This window comes from Exiguobacterium sp. s91 (assembly GCF_018618915.1).
GTDB lineage: Bacteria > Bacillota > Bacilli > Exiguobacteriales > Exiguobacteriaceae > Exiguobacterium_A > Exiguobacterium_A abrahamii.
This window is the reverse complement of the sequence record NZ_JACSMZ010000001.1, coordinates 1,225,815-1,246,214: the sequence shown is the minus strand read 5'-3', so window position 1 is coordinate 1,246,214 and position 20,400 is coordinate 1,225,815. Positions and strand designations below refer to the sequence as shown.

At 47.8% G+C, this 20,400-nt stretch carries 22 protein-coding genes; 13 read left to right on the top strand and 9 right to left on the bottom strand.

Translation table 11 applies throughout. From position 1 onward, the window contains the following. Positions 1-12: 12 nt before the first annotated feature. Positions 13-468 carry a hypothetical protein gene (locus KNQ06_RS06320; RefSeq protein ID WP_215147609.1) on the bottom strand — a complete coding sequence of 152 codons (456 nt, stop codon included), beginning with the start codon at positions 466-468 and terminating at the stop codon, positions 13-15. Next, positions 465-959 carry a sigma-70 family RNA polymerase sigma factor gene (locus KNQ06_RS06315; protein WP_215147607.1) on the bottom strand — a complete coding sequence of 165 codons (495 nt, stop codon included), beginning with the start codon at positions 957-959 and terminating at the stop codon, positions 465-467. Before KNQ06_RS06315 ends, KNQ06_RS06320 begins: the two co-directional genes overlap by 4 nt. 145 nt (positions 960-1,104) lie before the next feature. Between KNQ06_RS06315 and KNQ06_RS06310 the strand changes: the two genes are divergently transcribed. From KNQ06_RS06310 to KNQ06_RS06295, 4 genes are all read left to right on the top strand, one after another. Next, positions 1,105-2,124 carry a serine hydrolase domain-containing protein gene (locus KNQ06_RS06310; RefSeq protein ID WP_353049189.1) on the top strand — a complete coding sequence of 340 codons (1,020 nt, stop codon included), beginning with the start codon at positions 1,105-1,107 and terminating at the stop codon, positions 2,122-2,124. Further along, positions 2,121-2,531 carry a group-specific protein gene (locus KNQ06_RS06305; protein WP_215147603.1) on the top strand — a complete coding sequence of 137 codons (411 nt, stop codon included), beginning with the start codon at positions 2,121-2,123 and terminating at the stop codon, positions 2,529-2,531. The genes KNQ06_RS06310 and KNQ06_RS06305 overlap by 4 nt, the downstream gene beginning before the upstream one ends. An 11-nt stretch (positions 2,532-2,542) precedes the next feature. Further along, positions 2,543-3,091 (top strand): P-loop nucleotide/nucleoside kinase family protein, encoded by a 549-nt coding sequence (locus tag KNQ06_RS06300; protein WP_215147601.1) that lies wholly within the window; start codon positions 2,543-2,545, stop codon positions 3,089-3,091. 103 nt (positions 3,092-3,194) lie between these two features. Continuing rightward, positions 3,195-4,001, top strand: a complete 807-nt coding sequence (locus KNQ06_RS06295) for a phosphotransferase (protein ID WP_215147599.1) — start codon at positions 3,195-3,197, stop codon at positions 3,999-4,001. A 67-nt stretch (positions 4,002-4,068) separates the two neighbouring features. On the opposite strand, the gene KNQ06_RS06290 is transcribed toward KNQ06_RS06295, so the two are convergent. From KNQ06_RS06290 to KNQ06_RS06265, 6 genes are read right to left on the bottom strand one after another with little or no spacing between them, the layout of a single operon-like run. Continuing rightward, positions 4,069-5,382, bottom strand: coding sequence for a HAMP domain-containing sensor histidine kinase (locus KNQ06_RS06290; protein WP_215147597.1), 1,314 nt, complete (start codon positions 5,380-5,382; stop codon positions 4,069-4,071). Beyond that, a complete protein-coding gene (locus KNQ06_RS06285) occupies positions 5,379-6,050 on the bottom strand; it encodes a response regulator transcription factor (RefSeq protein WP_214857693.1) in 672 nt (223 codons plus the stop codon). Before KNQ06_RS06285 ends, KNQ06_RS06290 begins: the two co-directional genes overlap by 4 nt. 16 nt (positions 6,051-6,066) lie before the next feature. Next, entirely contained in the window at positions 6,067-7,212 is a 1,146-nt protein-coding gene (locus tag KNQ06_RS06280; RefSeq protein WP_215147595.1) for an ABC transporter permease, read from the bottom strand. Continuing rightward, positions 7,209-7,886, bottom strand: a complete 678-nt coding sequence (locus KNQ06_RS06275) for an ABC transporter ATP-binding protein (RefSeq protein WP_215147593.1) — start codon at positions 7,884-7,886, stop codon at positions 7,209-7,211. Before KNQ06_RS06275 ends, KNQ06_RS06280 begins: the two co-directional genes overlap by 4 nt. Then, positions 7,886-8,353 (bottom strand): efflux RND transporter periplasmic adaptor subunit, encoded by a 468-nt coding sequence (locus KNQ06_RS06270; RefSeq protein WP_251133483.1) that lies wholly within the window; start codon positions 8,351-8,353, stop codon positions 7,886-7,888. The genes KNQ06_RS06275 and KNQ06_RS06270 overlap by 1 nt, the downstream gene beginning before the upstream one ends. Continuing rightward, positions 8,350-8,739 carry a hypothetical protein gene (locus tag KNQ06_RS06265; protein ID WP_215147591.1) on the bottom strand — a complete coding sequence of 130 codons (390 nt, stop codon included), beginning with the start codon at positions 8,737-8,739 and terminating at the stop codon, positions 8,350-8,352. Before KNQ06_RS06265 ends, KNQ06_RS06270 begins: the two co-directional genes overlap by 4 nt. Positions 8,740-8,907: 168 nt before the next feature. Between KNQ06_RS06265 and KNQ06_RS06260 the strand changes: the two genes are divergently transcribed. From KNQ06_RS06260 to KNQ06_RS06235, 6 genes are read left to right on the top strand one after another with little or no spacing between them, the layout of a single operon-like run. Then, a complete protein-coding gene (locus KNQ06_RS06260) occupies positions 8,908-9,603 on the top strand; it encodes an ABC transporter ATP-binding protein (RefSeq protein ID WP_215147590.1) in 696 nt (231 codons plus the stop codon). Between the two features lie 27 nt (positions 9,604-9,630). Continuing rightward, positions 9,631-10,401 (top strand): hypothetical protein, encoded by a 771-nt coding sequence (locus KNQ06_RS06255; protein ID WP_215147587.1) that lies wholly within the window; start codon positions 9,631-9,633, stop codon positions 10,399-10,401. A gap of 19 nt (positions 10,402-10,420) precedes the next feature. Then, positions 10,421-13,063 carry an ABC transporter permease gene (locus tag KNQ06_RS06250; RefSeq protein WP_215147585.1) on the top strand — a complete coding sequence of 881 codons (2,643 nt, stop codon included), beginning with the start codon at positions 10,421-10,423 and terminating at the stop codon, positions 13,061-13,063. A 52-nt stretch (positions 13,064-13,115) separates the two neighbouring features. Beyond that, a complete protein-coding gene (locus tag KNQ06_RS06245; RefSeq protein ID WP_214723299.1) occupies positions 13,116-13,532 on the top strand; it encodes an NUDIX hydrolase in 417 nt (138 codons plus the stop codon). Between the two features lie 14 nt (positions 13,533-13,546). Then, on the top strand, positions 13,547-16,165 hold the full coding sequence (locus tag KNQ06_RS06240; RefSeq protein ID WP_215147583.1) for an ABC transporter permease: 2,619 nt from the start codon (positions 13,547-13,549) through the stop codon (positions 16,163-16,165). Between the two features lie 17 nt (positions 16,166-16,182). Continuing rightward, the gene (locus KNQ06_RS06235) at positions 16,183-16,710 is read left to right on the top strand and encodes an HAD-IIIA family hydrolase (protein WP_215147581.1); all 528 of its coding nucleotides are present in this window, start codon (positions 16,183-16,185) and stop codon (positions 16,708-16,710) included. A gap of 201 nt (positions 16,711-16,911) precedes the next feature. Here the strand turns inward: KNQ06_RS06235 and KNQ06_RS17085 are convergent, their stop codons facing one another. Continuing rightward, positions 16,912-17,034 carry a hypothetical protein gene (locus KNQ06_RS17085; protein ID WP_255359375.1) on the bottom strand — a complete coding sequence of 41 codons (123 nt, stop codon included), beginning with the start codon at positions 17,032-17,034 and terminating at the stop codon, positions 16,912-16,914. Positions 17,035-17,191: 157 nt separating this feature from the next. Here KNQ06_RS17085 and KNQ06_RS06230 point away from each other — a divergent pair, with 157 nt between their 5' ends. Genes KNQ06_RS06230 through KNQ06_RS06220 form a run of 3 tightly spaced genes read left to right on the top strand, consistent with a single transcriptional unit; the run spans position 17,192 to position 20,400 of the window. Then, on the top strand, positions 17,192-17,854 hold the full coding sequence (locus tag KNQ06_RS06230) for a hypothetical protein (protein WP_215147579.1): 663 nt from the start codon (positions 17,192-17,194) through the stop codon (positions 17,852-17,854). Positions 17,855-17,859: 5 nt separating this feature from the next. Continuing rightward, positions 17,860-19,116, top strand: a complete 1,257-nt coding sequence (locus KNQ06_RS06225) for a hypothetical protein (RefSeq protein ID WP_215147577.1) — start codon at positions 17,860-17,862, stop codon at positions 19,114-19,116. A gap of 30 nt (positions 19,117-19,146) precedes the next feature. Next, positions 19,147-20,400, top strand: coding sequence for a hypothetical protein (locus KNQ06_RS06220; protein ID WP_215147575.1), 1,254 nt, complete (start codon positions 19,147-19,149; stop codon positions 20,398-20,400).

Sequence of the window (20,400 nt, the reverse complement as noted above, 5' to 3'; positions counted from 1 at the left end):
TTCTCTCCCCCCTTATCGTGTGGGTGACAGAATCATCACCCGTTCTCGTCCCTCTTCCTCACCAACGACCAGCACGTGCTCAGATACCGGATCATCTTTGATTTGATAGACGGTAAACGCATCAAGGTTCGACGCAAAATCAGATGTGTCCTGTTCTAGTTGCGTATCGGTCAAGACATCATCCGTGACCCCAAGTCGTTTCCCTTTCAGCTGTTGCCAGTCTAAATTCGTCATCTCTTTTGCTACTTTGTAAAACTGTTCATCATAATACATGCCGACCCTCATCGATTGCGATGATTGTTCGGGAACGGTCTCATGCAAGGAGCTGAAACCGATGATCGTCAGACCGGCAGCGAGACAAGCAGCTTGTAACGAGCGCCGGCGCCGTTTCGCTTTGCGGATACCTTGGATTGTCCGTTGCCTGACAGATGACGGTACGTCGATCAAGATTTTTGGCTCGTGATTCATAGACTCATCCCCTTCTGTCGTCGTACTTTCTCGAGTGCGCGGTACAACGTGCTTTTGATCGTACTCAGTGGCACATTGAAGGTTTGCGCAATCTCTTGCAATGACAAATCTTCTTCATACCGGAAGTAGACGATTGATCGCTCGGTCGGCTCGAGGACATCCAGTAAATCGTCCAAGTACAAGCGATCGACGAGACGCTCTTCAAACGACGTCGTTTGACTGGGTTCGATCGCGAGCGGCTGAAACGACGCTCGATGTTGCTTGAAAGCGCAATTCATCGTGATGCGCGTCAACCACGTCTTAAAATACGAAGCATTCCGTAGACTCTTTCGCCCACGCCATGCCCGGTACGCGACCTCTTGGACATTCTCAAGCGCTGCCGCCTCCTCTTTCAAATAAATGAAGGAAATACGGTACACATAGTCTTCTTCTGCGAATAAAGCTGCTTCAAAAGCAGCGTCGGATAATGCTGCACCTGACTTTCGAAACACATCGGCATCCTCCTTTTTTTGCAATCACTCCCCTATTAGATACGCGACACGTTTAAAAAGTTTCATTTTTTTCAAATTTTTCTTATAATTCCCTTTTCTTGCATGAATGAATTCGATAGGATGGGAAACAGAGAGGATGATGAACGTGTACAAGAAACTCACTGCTTTACCGGAGCTTATGCATCTCGAAGGGGCGGTCTCCATCCACCAGCAAGGTGAACAAATCTTTAGTCATGCTAACGGATTCGCACATCGGGGCTACCGTGTATTGAATAAAGAAACGACGCGCTTCGGAATTGCCTCTGGTGCAAAACTTTTCACGGCGGTCGCCATCTTACGATTAGTCGAGGCAGGAAAGGTTGCACTCGACGAACGCGTCGCGACGATTCTACCGGACATAGGAATCGATCTAGACGGTGTGACCATACATCATCTGTTAACTCATACGTCAGGCATCGGTGATTATTTTGACGAAGCGACGATGACCGATTTCGAGGAGGTCTTTCAAGATCTCCCAATGTACCGTTTGCGTCGTCCCATCGATTTTTTACCGTTGTTTCAGGACCAAAAAAGACAGTTCACTGCGGGCGAACGTTTTCATTACAACAATGCGGGATACATCCTGCTCGGTCTCGTGATCGAACAATTGACGAAACAACCCTTCTCGGATTACGTGACGAACGAATTATTCGCTCATGCGCAAATGACACAGTCTGGTTACTTCCGACTCGACTCGCTACCGGCGGATACAGCCACAGGCCACATCGAGAATGAAGACGGAACGTGGCGAACGAATCACTATGCGTTACCGATCATTGGTGGACCAGATGGCGGTGCCTTCCTCACAGCATCAGACATGGAACGTTTCTGGCGAAGTCTTCTGACGCATCAGTTGCTGTCTGAATCGATGACCACGCAACTGTTTCATCCCCACGTCAAAGTCAACGATGTTGAGTCTTATGGTTACGGCGTCTGGCTGAAACGACTCGATGCCTCGCACGAGAAGTGGCACATCATGGGTTACGACCCGGGTGTCAGCTTTCATTCCGCCTATTATCCACAATCGGAAACGATCGTCACCGTCTTATCGAATACGTCTGACGGAGCCTACGCGCTCGTTCAGGCTATCGAACAACTTTTACTTGAGAAAGGAATCCATACATGAACCTTTATATCGCTTCTCGCTTTGATCACACGTTGACCGTCCGCTGGCTCCGCGATGAACTCCGCTTGCGTGGACACGATTTAACATACGACTGGACGATGAATGATCGGGCAGAGGATCCCGAAGCATTACGAAAGATTGGTCTTGCTGAATTCGAAGCCGTACAACAAGCGGACGCCTTCGTGCTCGTGTTACCAGCAGGAAAAAGTAGTCACGTCGAACTCGGGATTGCGCTCGCGACGAATCGCCCGATTTACTTATGCATGCCGGATGCGACCTACTTCACAGGACCATTGGCCAGTACGTTTTATCATATCGGACGGACGACTCCTTGCTTCGGAACGAAAGAAGACTGGCTCATGCAGATTCTCGCCGATCGCTTACCGGAAGAACAACTGACGTCATGAGGACCGTCCTGTTGACGATTGGGACGATTGGACCGACCCATGCCGGGAAAACGACGTTCGCACGACAGCTTGCTAAACGTCTACCAGCAAGCCTTGTCATCGATCAGGATCTTCAAGCACGCTTTTTGCTCGAACATTATCCGGACCTCGTTCCAACAGAAGGACCGAATCAGATCAAACATGACTTGACGGGATGGTTGATCGAACAGGCAATCACGTCTTCCTTTGAGACGATCATCTTATGTAATGCCAACACCACGCAGACCGGTCGGAAACAATTATTAGATCCATTCTCCCGTTCGACGTTCCGCTCGATCCTCGTCTGGTTCGATTTACCCGAAGTGACAATTGCAGACCGACTGACTCACTCCAAACGCGATGGACGAGAGATTCGTGGCGACTCGTCGTACTACGACATCTTTCAGCGGCAACGAATCGAGCCGCCAGTTACAGGTGAAGCGGACCAAATCGTTCGTCTTCGTTCGACCGAAGACGTTGATACATTCCTCGAACATGTCACGAATCCATCGCTTGATGCTCTCTTCAATGCGGTCGACTGATTGAAGAACGTGACAATCGTGCGTAAAGCACTCGCTTCTTCATAAATGCATGCAAAAAGACTAGCCGATATGTAACCGATTACAAAAGAAAGAAGGAACACTCATGTCTGAAGAACAACGACTGACTGGTGGAAATGTCTCTGCTGTCTATCAAAAAGGTGAGCATGTCTATCGCTCACAAAAGGAGAACAGCAACAACGTCCAACGGTTATTACGCCACTTAGAAGCTAAACGTCTATCCGGTGTTCCGCGTTTCGTCGGCATCGACGAACAAAATCGAGAGATCCTGACCTTCCTCCCTGGCGAAACGGCCGATTATCCGCTAAAAGCATACATGTGGCATGACGACATATTAGACGATGTTGCGCATCTGATGCGCCATTATCATGACGCGACAGTCGACTTCGACGTCTCACCGGACTGGGCACCGTTGCTCAATACCCCGACTCCACACGAAGTCATCTGCCACAACGATTTTGCCGTCTACAATACGGTTTTTCAGGATCAAAAACTGAGTGGCGTGATTGACTTTGACCTCGCAGCACCCGGTCCACGTGCTTGGGATATCGTCTACACGCTCTATACGTTCGTTCCGCTTAGCCGCAGACGACAAGCACCTGACGGATCCGTTCTTGCTTATTCACCAGAGCAAGATGACACACGTTTCGCCAAGCGAGTGAGTCGGTTCCTTGATGCGTATGGCTATGAAGGACCGCGTTCCGAACTGCGATCCATGTTATTGTTGCGCATCGAAGCCCTCTATCTATTAATTGATCAAAGAGCTGCGGACGGTGATGCTGCCTTCATCAAGATGAAAGAAGAGGGTCACGACACACATTACCGCGCGGAATACCGTTTCATCGCGGAACATGGGGAGAAGTGGTTTACCAGTTCAAATAACTTAAGCTAACACATACTAAAGGAGCGCCACACTTCACGATAACATCGTGTAAGTCCGCGCTCCTTTTCGTCTGTCATCATTCTAGCGTCTCGCGCGCCATCAACGTAACGGTCACGATTGCTCCTTGATCTGGATGATTCTTAATCGTCAACTCACCGTCATGTAAATCGATGATTCGTTTAACAATTGATAAACCAAGACCATGTCCTTCATTCGCTCGTGACTGTTCGCCCTGATAAAAGCGATCGAAAACGTACGGTAAGTCCTGTTCCGCGATTCCTGGTCCTTCATCGCGAATCGTGATACGAATGTTCTTTCCTTCATGCAAAGTCACTTCTAATACTCCCGATTCCGGCGAAAACCGAATCGCGTTCTCGAGCAGATTGAGCCAGACGTGCTGCATCAGTTCCTCTTCCCACTCGACGGACACTTCCGGTAAATCGAGCTCCAGTCGAAGTGATTTCTCCGTCCACTGTCGTTCCAGTAGTAAAAGACATGTCCGAAGTTGTTCATCAAGGCGATACCTTTTCCGCTCGATGATCGTCTGATGATCAAGTCGCGACAAGCGGACGAGATTCGACGTCAAACGTGATAGACGGGTGCTCTCTTGCTCCATGATCCTCAAGTACTGCTGCCGTTTATTCGGATTTTCTTCTGTCTGTAACAACCTAGAAAATCCTTGAATCGAAGCAATCGGTGTCTTCAGCTCATGCGAGATCGAGGCGACGAGATCCTTTGCGAGATGATCGTTTCGTCGCAGTGCTTCGGTCATGTGATTGAAGTTTTCAACGAGGAGCGCGACCTCATCATTTCCGCCTTCCGTGATCGAGACATCATAGTTCCCGTTCGTCACTTCAATTGCCGCTTCACTGATGCGACGAATCCGTCGTGTCACGAGCGTGACGGCAAGCCAGGTCAGGATGAAGGCGACGCCGATCGTGATTGTGATACCGATCCCAGCTGACGCTCGTAATCCGTCAAGGATGCGTTGCCCGGCAATCGGTGTCGAAACGAGATATCCTGTCTCCATCTGACGGATATATCGCGACGGTTCGATCCACGTTCCATCAATCGTGATTTCACCCTTTTGCTGTAACTGGTCACGTTCTGACGACGATAATGATTGTACTTGATTGAGCGACGTGTATTGTGTCGTTTGAATCAAAGACTGATCCATGTACTGACTCGCCTCAGCGAACGACAGATTTTGGTCTTGCATCAATCGTTCAATCTGATCCGTTCGTTGTTGCAATTGATTATTTAGGTCTTGATCGACTTCTTGGAACTGGAACCAGACCGTCATGATGAACGGTAACAGCAGTGGTAGTAACAATAAACCGAAGAGAATGACGAAAAAGCGACCAGAGATCGAGCGGACGAAGCGTTTCACTGGATCACTCCCTTATAACCGAGTCCCCAGACCGTCTCGATCGTAAAATCATCATAGGCGCTGAACTTGTCACGCAACCGCTTGATGTGGACATCGACCGTCCGACTGTCGCTCTCGACATCATATCCCCAAATTTCGTCCATCAACTGCTGACGTGTAAAAATCTGCTTCGGATGTGCGAGCAAGCGATAGAGCAGTTGAAACTCCTTTTGTGGTAACGGTATCTCACCATGAGGCGTTACGACCGTTGCGTCTGTCATCCGTAGTTGCAGGGCACCCACGATTAATTCTTGCGCTGCTACGATCTTTGACCGGCGTAACAGCGCTCGGATCCGCAGTAACAGTTCGTCCAAATCAACCGGCTTGACCATATAATCATCAGCACCGGTCGTGAACCCGGCTTCCTTATCCTGAAAGGAATCCAGCACCGTCAACATCAAGACAGGTTGTTCGTATCCTGATTCACGCAGCAGCTCAACCAGTTCGATCCCTGAAACGTGCGGCATCATCACATCCGTTACGACGAGATCGACGTGTTTCTGATCGAGTTGATCGAGGGCGTCTTTCCCGTCTCTCGATTCAATCACCGTAAAGCCGGCGGACCGGAGTGTCTCGCCTAATAGTAGACGGACATTCCGGTCATCTTCGGCAATCAAAATCGTTACCATCGTCCTCCTCCTTCACTTAAACATTTCGTAAGGCTTCGATCGGATTCAAACGAGATGCCTTTCGCGCTGGCATATAACCGAACAAGACACCGACACCGATCGAGAATCCGGCGGCAAGCAGAATCGTGCTCACGGAGAGTGTGAACGGTGTACTAATCATCAGACTGACGCCAAATGCGAGCATCGCTCCGACAAGAATGCCGATCACTCCACCCATCAAGGACAGCAGAATCGATTCCAAGAGGAACTGAAGGCGGATCGTACGTGGTTTCGCACCGAGTGCTTTTCGTAAGCCAATCTCCGTTGTTCGTTCCGTGACCGAGACGAGCATCATGTTCATGATGCCGATCCCACCGACGATCAAGGAAATCGACGCAATACCCGTCAACAAGAGCGAGAGCATCGTATTGATTTGGTCAATCGAATCGAGGGCTTCATCCAAGCTGACGACGTCATACGTATCGTCGCGTCCGTTATAGAACTGATACAGCTTTGCCGAGACATCCCGTTTGACGGTCGCGACGTCTGCTGCGTCCGTCTTGAAGATATCCACTTGCTTAACGGCTGTCACCCCAAGCGTCCGCAATGCCGTCGTATAGGGAATGACGATTTGATCGCCATCCGCGTCACTGACACCGACGATCCGGTAATCGAGTCCATCGAGCTTGATCGTCTCCCCAATCGCGACCTGACCCGGATAGAGCGTCCGGGCGACGGACGGACTGACGACGGCGACATGCGTCTGTTGTTTCACATCACTGATGACGATACCACGTCCTTGCGGGACATCTTCTGATTCCCGGTAATAGATGTGGTTTCGTCCTTCAATCGTCACCTGGTCGAGCGTGTGATTTTCGAAACGGACGTCCCGAACCGTCGAAACGGTCGGTGAGACACCGCGTGTTCCTTTAATCGTGTTTAACTCTTCCAGTTGTGCAGGTGATAATCCTTCTTTCAATGGCGTCTCAGTCGTTTGGACCGTTAATTTATTGGCACCGAACGAGGCGACCTCTTCATTGATTGAGGCCGTCGCGCCGTTGACGATTGAAATCAAGGCTATGATCGATGCGACACCGATGATGACACCAAGCGTCGTCAAGAACGACCACATCTTATGATGCCAGATATTCGACCATGCCATCCGTAACGTTTCGCGAATCATGTCGTCACCTCCGTCACCTGACCATCCTCGATTCGGATAATCCGGCGGGCTTGCTTAGCAATATTGACATCGTGTGTAATCATGATGATCGTCTTCCCTTCCTCCGAGAGGCTCTCGAACAACTCCATGATTTGTTTCCCTGTCTTTTGATCGAGCGCTCCGGTCGGCTCATCGGCGAGTAAGATCGTCGGTCGCGTCACGAGCGCCCGTGCGATCGCAACCCGTTGTTGTTGACCACCGGACAGTTGACTCGGTAAGGCATCGGCTTTATCTGTCAATCCGACACGTTCCAGGAGCTCAAGCGATCGAGCGCGGCGCTCTTTGCGCGAGACGCCGGCATAGATGAGCGGTAATTCAACGTTTTGTAAGACGCTCATGCGCGGCAGCAACTGAAACTGTTGAAAGATGAAGCCAATCTCTTCATTGCGAATCGTCGCTAGCTGATCTTCGGATAGATTTTGGACGAGCTGCTCCTGCAAGCGATAGACGCCGCTTGAAGCGACATCGAGGCAACCGATGATATTCATCAGCGTTGATTTTCCTGAACCCGAAGGTCCGAGGATCGTCACATATTCACCAGCCTCGATCGTCAGCGATACTCGGTTGAGGACGATGTGACGATTGGTTCCTTCACCGTAAGCTTTTTGGATTTCTTGCAAGTCAACGACCGGCATCAGGACGCACCTCCTGGTGGAGTCGGAAGAAGACCGGAACCACCGTCCTCACTCGGCAGGAAGACTTCGTCTCCGGCGGACAATCCGTCCTTGATTTCAATATCCTGTCCGTCCGTCACGCCCGTCTCGATGTATTGACGAGTCGTTTCCCCGTCTTTTTTCACATACACATACGGACGATCCGACTTCGAATACGAAATGACATCGAGCGATAAGACAGGTACATCTTGTGCGAGTTGGTACGGTAAGCGTCCCTCGACCGTCATGCCGGGTAACCAGTTTGACGAGCTCGGTACCGATACTTTTGCATTAAAATACGTACTCCCATTTTCCGTCACAGCTTCCGGACTAATCGATTCGACCCTCCCTTCGATGGTTTTATCAGATGCATCCGTCTGCAGTTCAATCGTATCTTCAACTTCAATTCGTTCGATATCTTGTTCATCAATTTTCAGACGAGCGATCAACTCTTTGTTGTCTGCAACAACGAAGAGGACGGTATTCGGGGCACTTCGCCTTCCGTGACGTCAAGACGAACGAGTTGTCCGGAGCGAGGTGCCTTGAAATCTTCTCCTCCTTCGACGCTGATGATCGTTTGACCCGACTTAACGGCATCCCCTTCTTCAAATCGAACGTCGGTGACACGGACATCACGATCACTGATGACCGTCTGTCGATCTTTCGCTTCAAGCGTGCCCGAGAAGTAGAAGAATGTTTTTAATGTCTTCGACTCGACGACCTCCTTCGTTCCTTGTGCCTCTCCTCGTCCTAAAAAGAGCGTGGAACCGATTAACAGGAGTACCAGGATGACCCCTCCACTGATCCATAACCATTTCTTGTGTGTTCGTTTCATGTTAAATGCCTCCCTTGATTGGTGTTAATCCGATCATAGGGAGAAGTTATGAACCAATTATGAACAAATGTAAAAAAAGTGGTTGGATCAGACATAAAAACGCAATAGACAAAATTTTCTAAAAATAATACACTGAACATAACCAAATTATGTAAAAGGAGTGGTCTTATGGATATTACCTTTCAAGATATTTCGCATACATTCGAACGAAGCGGTGTCCGGACCGATGTCTTGCATCAACTAAACGGTCAGTTTTCGCAAAGTGAGGTGACGGCACTCGTTGGTCCATCCGGTTCTGGAAAATCAACGTTCCTGAGTCTCCTTGGTTCGCTTGATCGCCCGACGTCCGGTCAGATTCTTTATGACGGACAGGACATCACGTCTTGGAAGAACAAACGGTTATCGCAATTTCGTTCGCAAGAGATCGGATTCATCTTCCAGCAGTTTCACTTATTACCGGCACTGACGGTATCTGAGAACTTAAAGGTCGCCTTGTTAAAGCAAAAGACATCCTTCAATCAAGAGGAGCGGATTCTCGAGTTACTCGAACGGGTTGGACTCGCTGACAAACGGAATGCTTTACCGGCTCAATTATCCGGTGGACAACAACAACGGGTTGCGATCGCCCGTGCCCTGCTTCACCATCCGCAATGGATTCTCGCGGACGAGCCGACCGGTAATCTCGATTCCGTGACCGGAGACGCAATCTTCGAGTTGTTACTAGAGCTGCATCGTGAAGCTAAATGTGGCGTTTTATTTGTCACACACGACCTAGAACTCGCCGAACGTGCTGACCGGATTCTCTTCATGCAGGACGGACGAATCGTTGAAGACCGCCGGAAGCGCACGGTGCAAAGTGTCTAAGTACTGTTTATAGGGAGGTGTCTCGCGTTGCACACGTTTCGTGCCAAATTAATCACGAGCTTCATCTGCTCGATTGTAGTTTTTCTGTTGCTATCGGTATCAACGCAGTCCGCGTATGAAGCGTTTCGGAATGCGGACTTCTCGGAACAGGAGACGACGATCGTGCGGGGATGTAATCATAATGACTTATCCAATTTATTCTTCACAAAAAATAGTTGTAATTTCGATGACAAAATCGATGAGCGAGAAGACGGCATCGATTTAGGTGAGTCCGATGAACAAAATAAAAATACGGGTGGAACACCACGTGATCGAAAAGTAAAAAATCTCCCTCCGCTTTCGTTAATGAATATCGTAGAAAGTACGTCTTCTTCCAACAAACTTCTATTCTTCACCGCTGTACTTTTACTCGTTGCTTTCGTAGGATACCGGATTCTTCGTCGTCGGCGACGTTCATCACAATCACGAGAATCTGAAAGTGAAGCAAACCATTGGGTCCAACCATCTCCTGAAAGTTATGTCCAACAAACAAACCTTCAATCGATGCTTACTCCGCCTGAAGAATCATTACGCCTGATGCTATTTGATTTTAACCAACGATTACCACGGGCCCTCAGACGACGAAGCCATGAATCATTGACAGACTGGACGGAGCGCATTCATCTGGTAACGCCACTCTCCCCTTACTTCGTCACCCGCTACGCAGCGCAAGCAGAAGTAGAAGCACTCGATGCACAAGCGATTTACCATTTCGAACAAGATCTTGCGCGTTATTTAAAGACGCAGTTCTCCCAATAACAAGCAAAGGAGACTACATATGCTTCGTTTCGTCATCAATCACTGGCACCGGCAGCGAGGGAAATTCATTCTGACGCTCGTCGGTGCGCTCATCATCAGTGCCGGACTCAGTTTGATGTTCAATCTTACCGACTCCAGTCAAGGAACGGTTGAACAGACATTACAAAAGAAATGGTCGTCTGCGTACGACATCGTCGTACGACCGAAAGGAAGTCAGCTTGCAAGTGAGTCGAATAATTTACTGGAACCGAACTATTTGAATGGAATCGACGGAGGAATTTCCTTCAAACAATACGAAACCATCAAGAAAATGAACGACATTGAAATTGCGGCACCCGTCGCCGTGATGGGCTATGCAAGCTTCAATGTTAACGTTCCGAAGGTCTTAAAATTCCCAAAAGAAGACGGAGTATATCGGTTAACGACGCAAGAATACGATGACTCGGGTATTAAAAAAGAGCGCCTTTATGATCAGTCCTATCATATTGCCCAAGGATTAAAAAATCCTGCTCCAGAAAAGAAAACATTCTCTACCAGACCGATACAAGAGTTTTCGAATCTTACGATGAATCACCTGACACTTCTCGTTGCAATCGATCCAGACGCAGAAGCTAAACTTGTCGGACTAGATAAGAGTATTCTTAAAGGTAAAAATTCACGGTATTTTGAAGAGACGGACCAATATCGTAAAGGAGGAAGTGATGGCTCATTCCATACCATCCCAGTCATCATCGATCCCGATGCCGTGAGTCGCGGTAATTTTTCATTTAAAGTCGAAAAATTAAAGGTACCTTTCTCGACTGCCAAAGAGCAACACTCGTTTATCAATCGTCTTGCAAAAGAAGATCTGCACAAAACGTCGTTTAATTCATCTTTAAATGACTACCCAGCAAAAGTTCTACAGACGGAAACAGTTTCCGTCATGGATATGCAACGTATTTTTCTAAATTCATTGAATGGAAAAACGACACGATTCATGAATCGTGACGCTACTGGTTCCACTGAGGTAGGTCTATTCTTTAAAACGAGTCCACTAAAATACAAGGCTACTAAAAGTCCCTTTCCTACACGCTGGTCCAATGCGTATGCCGTTGAAACAGCTCCAACAAAATTAAAAAATTGGAATTTTTCTGAAACTAATGTTCCTACATTCGGTTATCGCTCGATTCAATCGACGGGCAAAAAATTTAACTCGAAAGATCCGGGAATGCTCCCTTACGTCGTACCTTATTTTTCGATGAACATCATCGGACAATATGATGCTGACAACATTCAGGTTTCAAAAGATCCGTTAAATCAGTTACCGATGGAGACGTACAGACCGTCAACGGCTGATTTAGTTCTTGACGAAAAACAACAACCGATCAATCCAGCTCGAAAAATTCAATCGTCTGGAAACCCGGTCGGACTACTGACAAACTCACCGCATATTCTAACAACACTTGATGTTGCAAAAGAGACATATGGTGAAAAATCGATTTCGTCGATTCGTCTAAAAATCAAAGGGACTTCGACCGTCAGTGAAGAGTCAGAACAATTACTCCAAGACGTGAAGCAACAAATCGAGCGAGAAACTGGCCTCATCGCTACGATCACTAAGGGTTCTTCCCCACAACCCGTCGTCATAAAAGTCGTCGAACAAGGCAAGACACTCGGTTGGATTGAACAACCATGGGTTCATATCGGTGCTGCGATGACAATCTTCCGAGAGACGAGCGTTGGATTCTCCGGTGTTATCTTCGCGATGCTTGCTGTCGCGATCGTCTATGTCCTCGCGACGAGTTATGTTTCGATGCTCGCCCGCCGGAAAGAATTCGCTGTCTTACTCGCACTCGGCTGGCGGACGAAGGATCTCTACAAAATAGTCTTGATCGAGGCGGTAATCCTCGCCGGATTCGTCTCGACGATTGCCTTGATTGTCGAAGGAATCTTCTCAATCGTTCGGAGCGAAGCGATGAACGGCTGGAGTCTCCTCTGGATCACGCTGTTCAGTCTCGTCATCTACCTGGCTGGTGCGACCTGGTCGGCGTGGACGATCCGTCGCATCTCACCATACGAAGCGATCAAGACCGGTGAATACGCGAAAGCGGCTCGTGTCGGACTGAAGCTTCGTTCGACCGCGACACTCGCACTAAAAGAACTAATCGGGAAATGGAAGCGGAACAGTTTGTCGGTCCTCTCGATTCCTCTACCGACGGCGCTCTTGACGTTCTTCTTATTCGTGACGTTCCATTTACAGGGTGTTCTTTACACTTCGTGGCTCGGTCAGTTCGTTGCCCTGCAAGTCGGTCCGATGCATTACGTGACGATGGGTGTTGCGATCACGATCGCTATCTTAACGACGGGTGAGATCATGTGGCAAAACGTCACCGATCGTAGGGCATCGCTCGCCGTCCTAAAAGCACTCGGCTGGACGAACGGCGCGATCCGTCAATTGATTGTCCTTGAAGGTTTCCTCGTCGGTCTCATCTCCGGAGTCATTGGACTGATTGTCGCCTACTCGACGATTTACGTTTTATACGATCTTGTTCCCTGGAATGAGCCGTTATTGATTGGCGTATCGCTCGCCCTACCGATTCTGTTCGGTGTCATTGCAGCCTTCATCCCAGCACAACTGGCAGCACGTGTTCAACCGTATCAAGAACTGAAAGATGCATCTTAATATTTGGCGGAGGGGCAACAGGCGTTGTCCCTCTCTTCACAGGAGGAAGTCTATGTTACCGACATCGATTTATTCGTTATCAGCTGGAGCGGTCGTCTTGAATGACCAAAACGAGATTCTTTTGATCCAAGGACCAGATCGCGGTTGGGAGTTTCCGGGTGGCATCGTCGAGCCTGGGGAAAGTGCAGCTGACGGTATCATTCGCGAAGTCAAAGAAGAGTCTGGAATTGAGATTGAAATCGTGAAATTTTGCGGCATCTATCAAAATCTCGAGGCGAATGTCTGTGCGACCTGTTGGCTTGCAAAAGCGATTGGTGGTCAACCGCAGACGAGCAGCGAAAGTTTAGCAGTCGGTTTTTTCCCGCTCGAAGAAGTGTTACGACGCGTAACGTGGTCGAACTTCAGCGAACGAATCATACATATCTTAGATGAACAGTCTCATCCGTTTTTCGTAGCTTTTACCCCATAAAAGGAGGAATGACGATGTTTCATTTTGTCTTAAACCAGTGGCGCCGGCAACGTGGAAAATTCATTTTGACGCTCGTCGGTGCGCTCATCATCAGCGCTGGACTCAGTCTGATGTTCAACTTGACCGATTCAAATCAGGGTACGGTCGAGCAGACGTTACAAAAGAAATGGTCGTCAGCGTATGATATCGTCGTTCGACCGAAAGGCAGTCAGATGTCGACGGAGTCGAATGATTTGCTGGAGCCCAACTACTTAAACAGTATTACAGGTGGTATTTCTTTCGCACAGTATGAAAAAATCAAACAGATCGAGGATGTGGACATTGCCGCGCCAGTAGCGGTGATAGGATATGCCAATATCGGTCTAACCATCAAAGATCAGATGACAGCTCCGAAAGCCCCTGGGTTCTATCGCATTTCTCGCACGGAGTACAGTGATTCCGGATTGAAGAAGGAGAAGCTCTTCACGACCAACATCCATGCCATCAAGAGTGACGTCTCTTCTGAATTACGCATCCCAAACCTCGATAACTTCTTCGTCGAGGATATCAACCCTTCGAAGATGGCGATGATTGTCGCAATCGACCCGGAACAAGAAGCACGCCTCGTCGGTCTCGATAAAAGCGTCAAGAAAAGTCCCACATCCCGTTATTTCGAAGAGACGGACCAAGCAAATCCGACATCTAATGTCGTTAACGGTTTTACGTTACCGATCCTCATCAATCCGAATACTTCAGATGCGGGATATACCGACTTTAAAATCGAACGGCTTGATTTACCATTTAAAACGGAACAACAACAGACGGAGACGATCGACCGCCTCCAACAGCAATCAGAACTACAGGATTATTTAGGAACGATTAAAAGTAAAACACTCGAAACGAAACGTATTTCCGCAAAACGTCTAGATTCACTGTTGTTCAATGCTTTAGCAAAACCAGATTCCGTGAAACGAAAAGAACTTGAAGTCACCTCATCTGGACAGCTACTCTACCGGACGGGAGCTTTAAACTATACTGCAACCGATAGCCCGTTTCCGAAGCGATGGAGTCAAGCCTACTCGTTGAACAGCGAGACGCTTCAAACTGATCAATCGCTTTTTGATATTCCCATCCTCCCCTCAAAAGGATACCGTCCCGTCCAGTTCAGCAAGATGAAAGTCAAAGATACAGACACGAAAGAAGTATCTGAACTTACTCCAACCGTCGACTTTGATGTCATCGGATTGTTTGACCCGAAAAAAATCACAGTATCCAAAGATCCGTTGAATGAACTACCGTTAGAAACGTATCGCCCGGCGACCGCTAATCTGGTCCTTGATGCAACAGGAAAGCCGATCAATCCGTCACCTACCATCAATTCATCGAATAACCCGGTTGACCTATTGACGGGTTCACCGAATATTTTAACGACCTTAAACGCCGCTCAACTGATCAACGGAAAACAATCCATTTCGTCCATCCGTTTAAAAATCAGTGGTGCCAAACAGATGGGTGAGAAGTCCGAACAATTACTCCAAGACGTGAAGCAACAAATCGAACGAGAAACCGGTCTCATCGCTACGATCACCAAAGGTTCCTCTCCTCAACCGGTCGTCACGAAGGTGATCGATGACGGGAAGACGCTCGGTTGGATTGAACAACCTTGGATCCACATCGGTGCTGCGATGACAATCTTCCGCGAGACGAGCGTCGGGTTCTCCGGTGTCATCTTCGCGATGCTTGCCGTCGCGATCGTCTATGTCCTCGCGACGAGTTATGTCTCGATGCTCGCGCGCAGAAAAGAATTTGCCGTTTTACTCGCACTCGGCTGGCGGACGAAGGATCTCTACAAAATCGTCCTGATCGAGGCGGCGATCCTCGCCGGATTCGTTTCAACAATCGCCTTGATCGTCGAAGGGATCTTCTCGTATGTCCGTAACGAAGCGATGAACGGCTGGAGCCTCCTCTGGATTGCGCTGTTCAGTCTCGTCATCTACCTCGCTGGTGCCGCTTGGTCGGCGTGGACGATTCGCCGGATCTCGCCGTACGAAGCGATCAAAACAGGCGAGTATGCAAAGGCGGCTCGTGTCGGACTAAAGCTTCGTTCGACCGTGACATTGGCGCTAAAAGAACTGATCGGGAAATGGAAACGTAATAGCCTGTCCGTTCTCTCAATCGCTCTTCCAACGGCTCTGCTGACGTTCTTCTTATTCGTAACGTTCCATTTACAAGGTGTTCTCTATTCATCGTGGCTCGGACAATTCGTTGCCTTGCAAGTCGGTCCGATGCATTACGTGACGATGGGCGTTGCAATCACAATCGCTATTTTGACGACGGGTGAAATTATGTGGCAAAACGTCACCGATCGCCGCGCCTCACTCGCCGTCTTAAAAGCGCTCGGCTGGACGAACAGAGCGATCCGTCAGTTGATCGTCCTTGAAGGCTTCCTCGTCGGTTTAATTTCCGGCATCATTGGACTGATCGTTGCCTATTCGACGATTTATGTCTTGTATGACCTCGTACCGTGGAATGAACCGTTGTTGATTGGCGTATCGCTTGCCTTACCGATTTTGTTCGGTGTCATCGCCGCCTTCATCCCAGCTCAACTGGCAGCACGTGTCCAACCGTATCAAGAACTAAAAGATGCTTCGTAAACTAAGGAGTTGTACACATGAATTCTATTCAGGCAATATTTCTTGACCGAGACGGAACGATTGGTGGAGATGCTACCGTCCACTACCCTGGAACGTTTGCGTTATTTCCATACGTTTCTTCGTTAATCGAACGCTTACGTAATCAAGGGATTTTACTGATTGCGTTTACAAATCAACCTGGTATCTCAAAAGGATTGGCGCGTGAAGAGGATTTTCGGACAGAATTACTGAGCTTAGGCTTTGATGATACGCTGATTTGCCCGCATGCCGCGGAAGATTATTGCACCTGTCGCAAACCATCACCTGAATTATTAAGGCAAGCACAAGCAAAACACGATCTCCGACTCGATCAATGTGTCGTCATCGGGGACCGATGGAGTGATATGGTGGCAGCTGCGCACGCCGGGTGTATCAAAATCTTAGTCCGAACCGGTGCCGGAGAGAGCTCCATTCGTGATTACGCTGACCGGGTGGAACAAGCAAACGTCGACTATATTGCCGACGACTTAACGGACGCGATCGCTTGGCTCGATACGCAAAACTGAACAAACAAAAAGGCGCGCTTCCACAATGGAAGTCGCGCCTTTGTTATTTCTTCGAACGTTTTGGTTGAGAAGATGCGTAGACACTAACCGCTAACACAAATAAGATTGCAAACCATGTCCAAAATGACATGTTATCGCCTCCTTTAAATGATGCGTAGGTACTTTAACTATCTTCTTGTTCTTACCAATAAATCCCTGCAATTATTTATTAGCAATTTTTCGTAACAGATAAAGCGCGTAGATGATTGATGGAACAGCCATCGCCATGAGGATGATATGGACACTTCCGAATAACACGTTCATAGCTAGATTAAAATCTGACACTTTTTTTCCTCCTATATTTCAGTGGTTCTCTTATATTTATTCTACTATAATATTACATTCACTATATTTTGAACCCTTACAATTATGTAATAATTTTCAATTCTCCTTCATTATGAAGGGATTCACGTTACACTGAACGTACGAAACAGAGGTGAATATGTTGCAATTAACATTTGAGTACATGCCTTATTATTACGATGATGATCTTCAATTGATTCCAAATGATTTTTCAGACCCTGATAATTTGCGCTTCGTCATCGAACAAGACTACACGTCAGCTTTTAGCATCTTTACGAATCCAGACGATGAATCCTCCTCGTTTGAAAGTTCATTTCTTGAGCAGTGGTTTCATCGATTACAAGCTTTCCCACTATTCGTCTGTGTAGAGGTGAATCGTTATGACGAAGAAGAGTTTGAAGCGTTATGTCGCTTTTGTTCAATTACATATAATGATTTAATACCACTTGCGGACAAACGTGTCATCGTCGCTGAACTGAAGCATGTTACCGATTTTCAACACCTGTATTCTTACTTACATTCCCACGCGAGTTGGAATGATCTTGTCATCTGGTCGACCAAACCAAATGTCTTCCGGATTGAATACCGAACGCACTACTACTCCGAAAGACCAGAAAAAACGGTCATCGTCTCCATGCAGGAAAACATGTCTATCTTTGCGTTCAGCTACGATGCAGATGTCGTGAATGTTGTCTCGAATCAACCGTTTTTTGAGACGGCCGATCGCCTGTTTAATACCTTACCCGACTTCGTCGTTCCGACCTTAGTTGACGATACAGAAGACGTACAAGAAAAGGAGTGAATCCTTTGGATCCTTTAACAAAACAGCTAATTGAATACACTCTCGAGAAGTATCAGTTAAATGATTACATTCTCTATGAGTCATCTTACGCTCGACACAAAATAAACGACCAAACCGTTTACTCTTTTGAAACGTTTTGGATTCCGCGAGGTGCATCGGTTATCGAGGAAGAGGATGGAACGATGCTTCCAGAAGGAACCGTGCAGATTACGATTGACCCTGTTACGAAACGAACGACGACGTTATCCTTACACGGTCCGACCTCGATTCATTCCGTGCCTAACGATTTACGTGATCCAACCACTCGGATGGCTTGGATCGAATCAGAGACCGACATGATCCATGGTACGCATTTTATGGTAGAAGAAGAAAACGACACTTTTTTTAGTTATGTGAGTTGTCATGAAGGGATTCGGCTGTCTCCCGGTTGTTTCATTCATCTGACGTTAACGGACAACGGTCAACTCGATGAGTTGTTCCTATACGGTCCTCATCCGCTTGATCATCATGTGAAACAGGAACCTTTCGCCTTAACGCTCGAGGACATCGAATCGCTAACTAAACAACAACTAAAATGGTTCTCCTATACAAAACCAGGACATCAATACGCGCATACCGTCGTCGAGACGTTCGTGACGCAAGAAGGGTCTATCCTTGTGCCTAGTAAACTGGATTTCACGTCGTCACTCGATCGAAATGACATCTTAACGTGGACAAATCCGTCCTCTTCAATTCTCAAACGCCATCCTATCCAATCAGCAGCAAGCGTGACAGCAGAGGATGTGATCACGCAATCCGAACATCCTGATTTTCGTCCGATCCAGCAAGAGACGGTGAACGCCTGTCAAATTACGATTCAAGAAATCGTCCAAAACGTCTACCCTAGTGAATCAGGACAATGGGCGATTCGTCACATTTACCGGCAACATCCCTACCTTGCTGTCAAATTGTCACGCGCGCATCCGACGTCCTATGTTGAGCAGCATCGGCGCGTCACGATTCTCCTTGACGAAAAGACGCTTCACTGGATTAGCTTGACCGACGATCAGGAACTCCATACCGTGTTCGATTCCGTTAGCGCACCGGAGCTCGAGGATGAGCAGCAAGACATCATCTTCAACGCATTACGTCCGTACCTTTTACTCACGCCGCGTTATGTGTTTGCCGCTTCAAAAGGTCAATACGTTCTTTGTGGCTTACTTGACTCGAACCATGCTTACTTACCGGCAACAAATGAAGTCGTTTTATTGCGCAATCTATAAAGTGAAGATAGATACGAAGGAGTGAACGAGTTGCATCCATTAACGAAAGATTTAATCTCCCATATTCAAGATAAATATCAACTGAACGATTATGTTTTACATGAAACCTTCTATCGCCGTGAAAAAATTCGTGGTGAAACGCAATATTCGCTTGAGACGTGTTGGTTCCCCATCAATCACGGCCCTTGGTCTGAAGACGAGAGTTATCCAGACGGTACGATAGAGATTCAAGTCGATACAGCTACACGACGAACGACATCAATCAACAAACATGGTGATGTCACAATTTATTCTCTTCCAGAGGACTTGCGTGATTCAGACACACAAACTTCCTGGCTAGAGCAAGAATTAGGAATGACGTTCGACCAGGAGTTCATGTTATTGAAGCACCAAGATTCGCTGTATCAGTATGTCAGCTGCCAAAACGGAATTCGCCTCTTCCCTGGTTTTTTCATTTCGCTTGAATTGACGGACGACGGAGCGCTTGATTTTTTCAGTGTGTATGGAACCCCCGCCCTGAGCAACAAGTATCCGACTGAATCGTTTTCACTGTCACCTGTTCAAATCATACCGATCATTACAGAACAGATACGGTTCTTTTCAGCTCCTGGTGATCAACAACGAATACAGGCGCATACAATCGAGGAAATCTTTGTTTCTCAAAACGACTCGCTCACGTATCCCTTTAGTGATCCAGACACTTCGTCCGTTGCCATGAATGAGATCGTGACATGGGACAAACCATCTACGTTCTCCTACACGCGCAAATTGATTAAACGGAGAGACGCCGTCACGGCACGCGATGCCGAAGCTCAAACGCCACACCCGGATTACCGACCGTTGACCGATGGGACATTGATGACTTGTAAGTCAATTGCTGTAGACCTCATCGCTGCGGAGTATCCGGAGGAGTCAGGAGCGTGGACGATTCAGGAAATCTATCGGGATTTTCCATTCATTAACGTGAAAGTACGCCGGACTCGTGACGATATAAATCTCGCTCATAAACGTCGTTTGACGATTCTCCTGATTGAAGATACTTATGAAATTAGCCTAATCGTTGATAACGAGTCGATTATCGCGCTCTACCATGACTCGTCACAACCGTTGCCTAATAGCGTGCCCAAAGAAGCCATACGTGACGCACTCATGCCTTATCTGACATTAAAGCCATATTATGTCTTCGACCATGCGCTCGATCAGTACGTCCTCTGCGGACTGCTCGACTCCGATCATGCTTACTTACCGGCAACGAACGAAGTCGTTTTATTGCGCGACTTATGA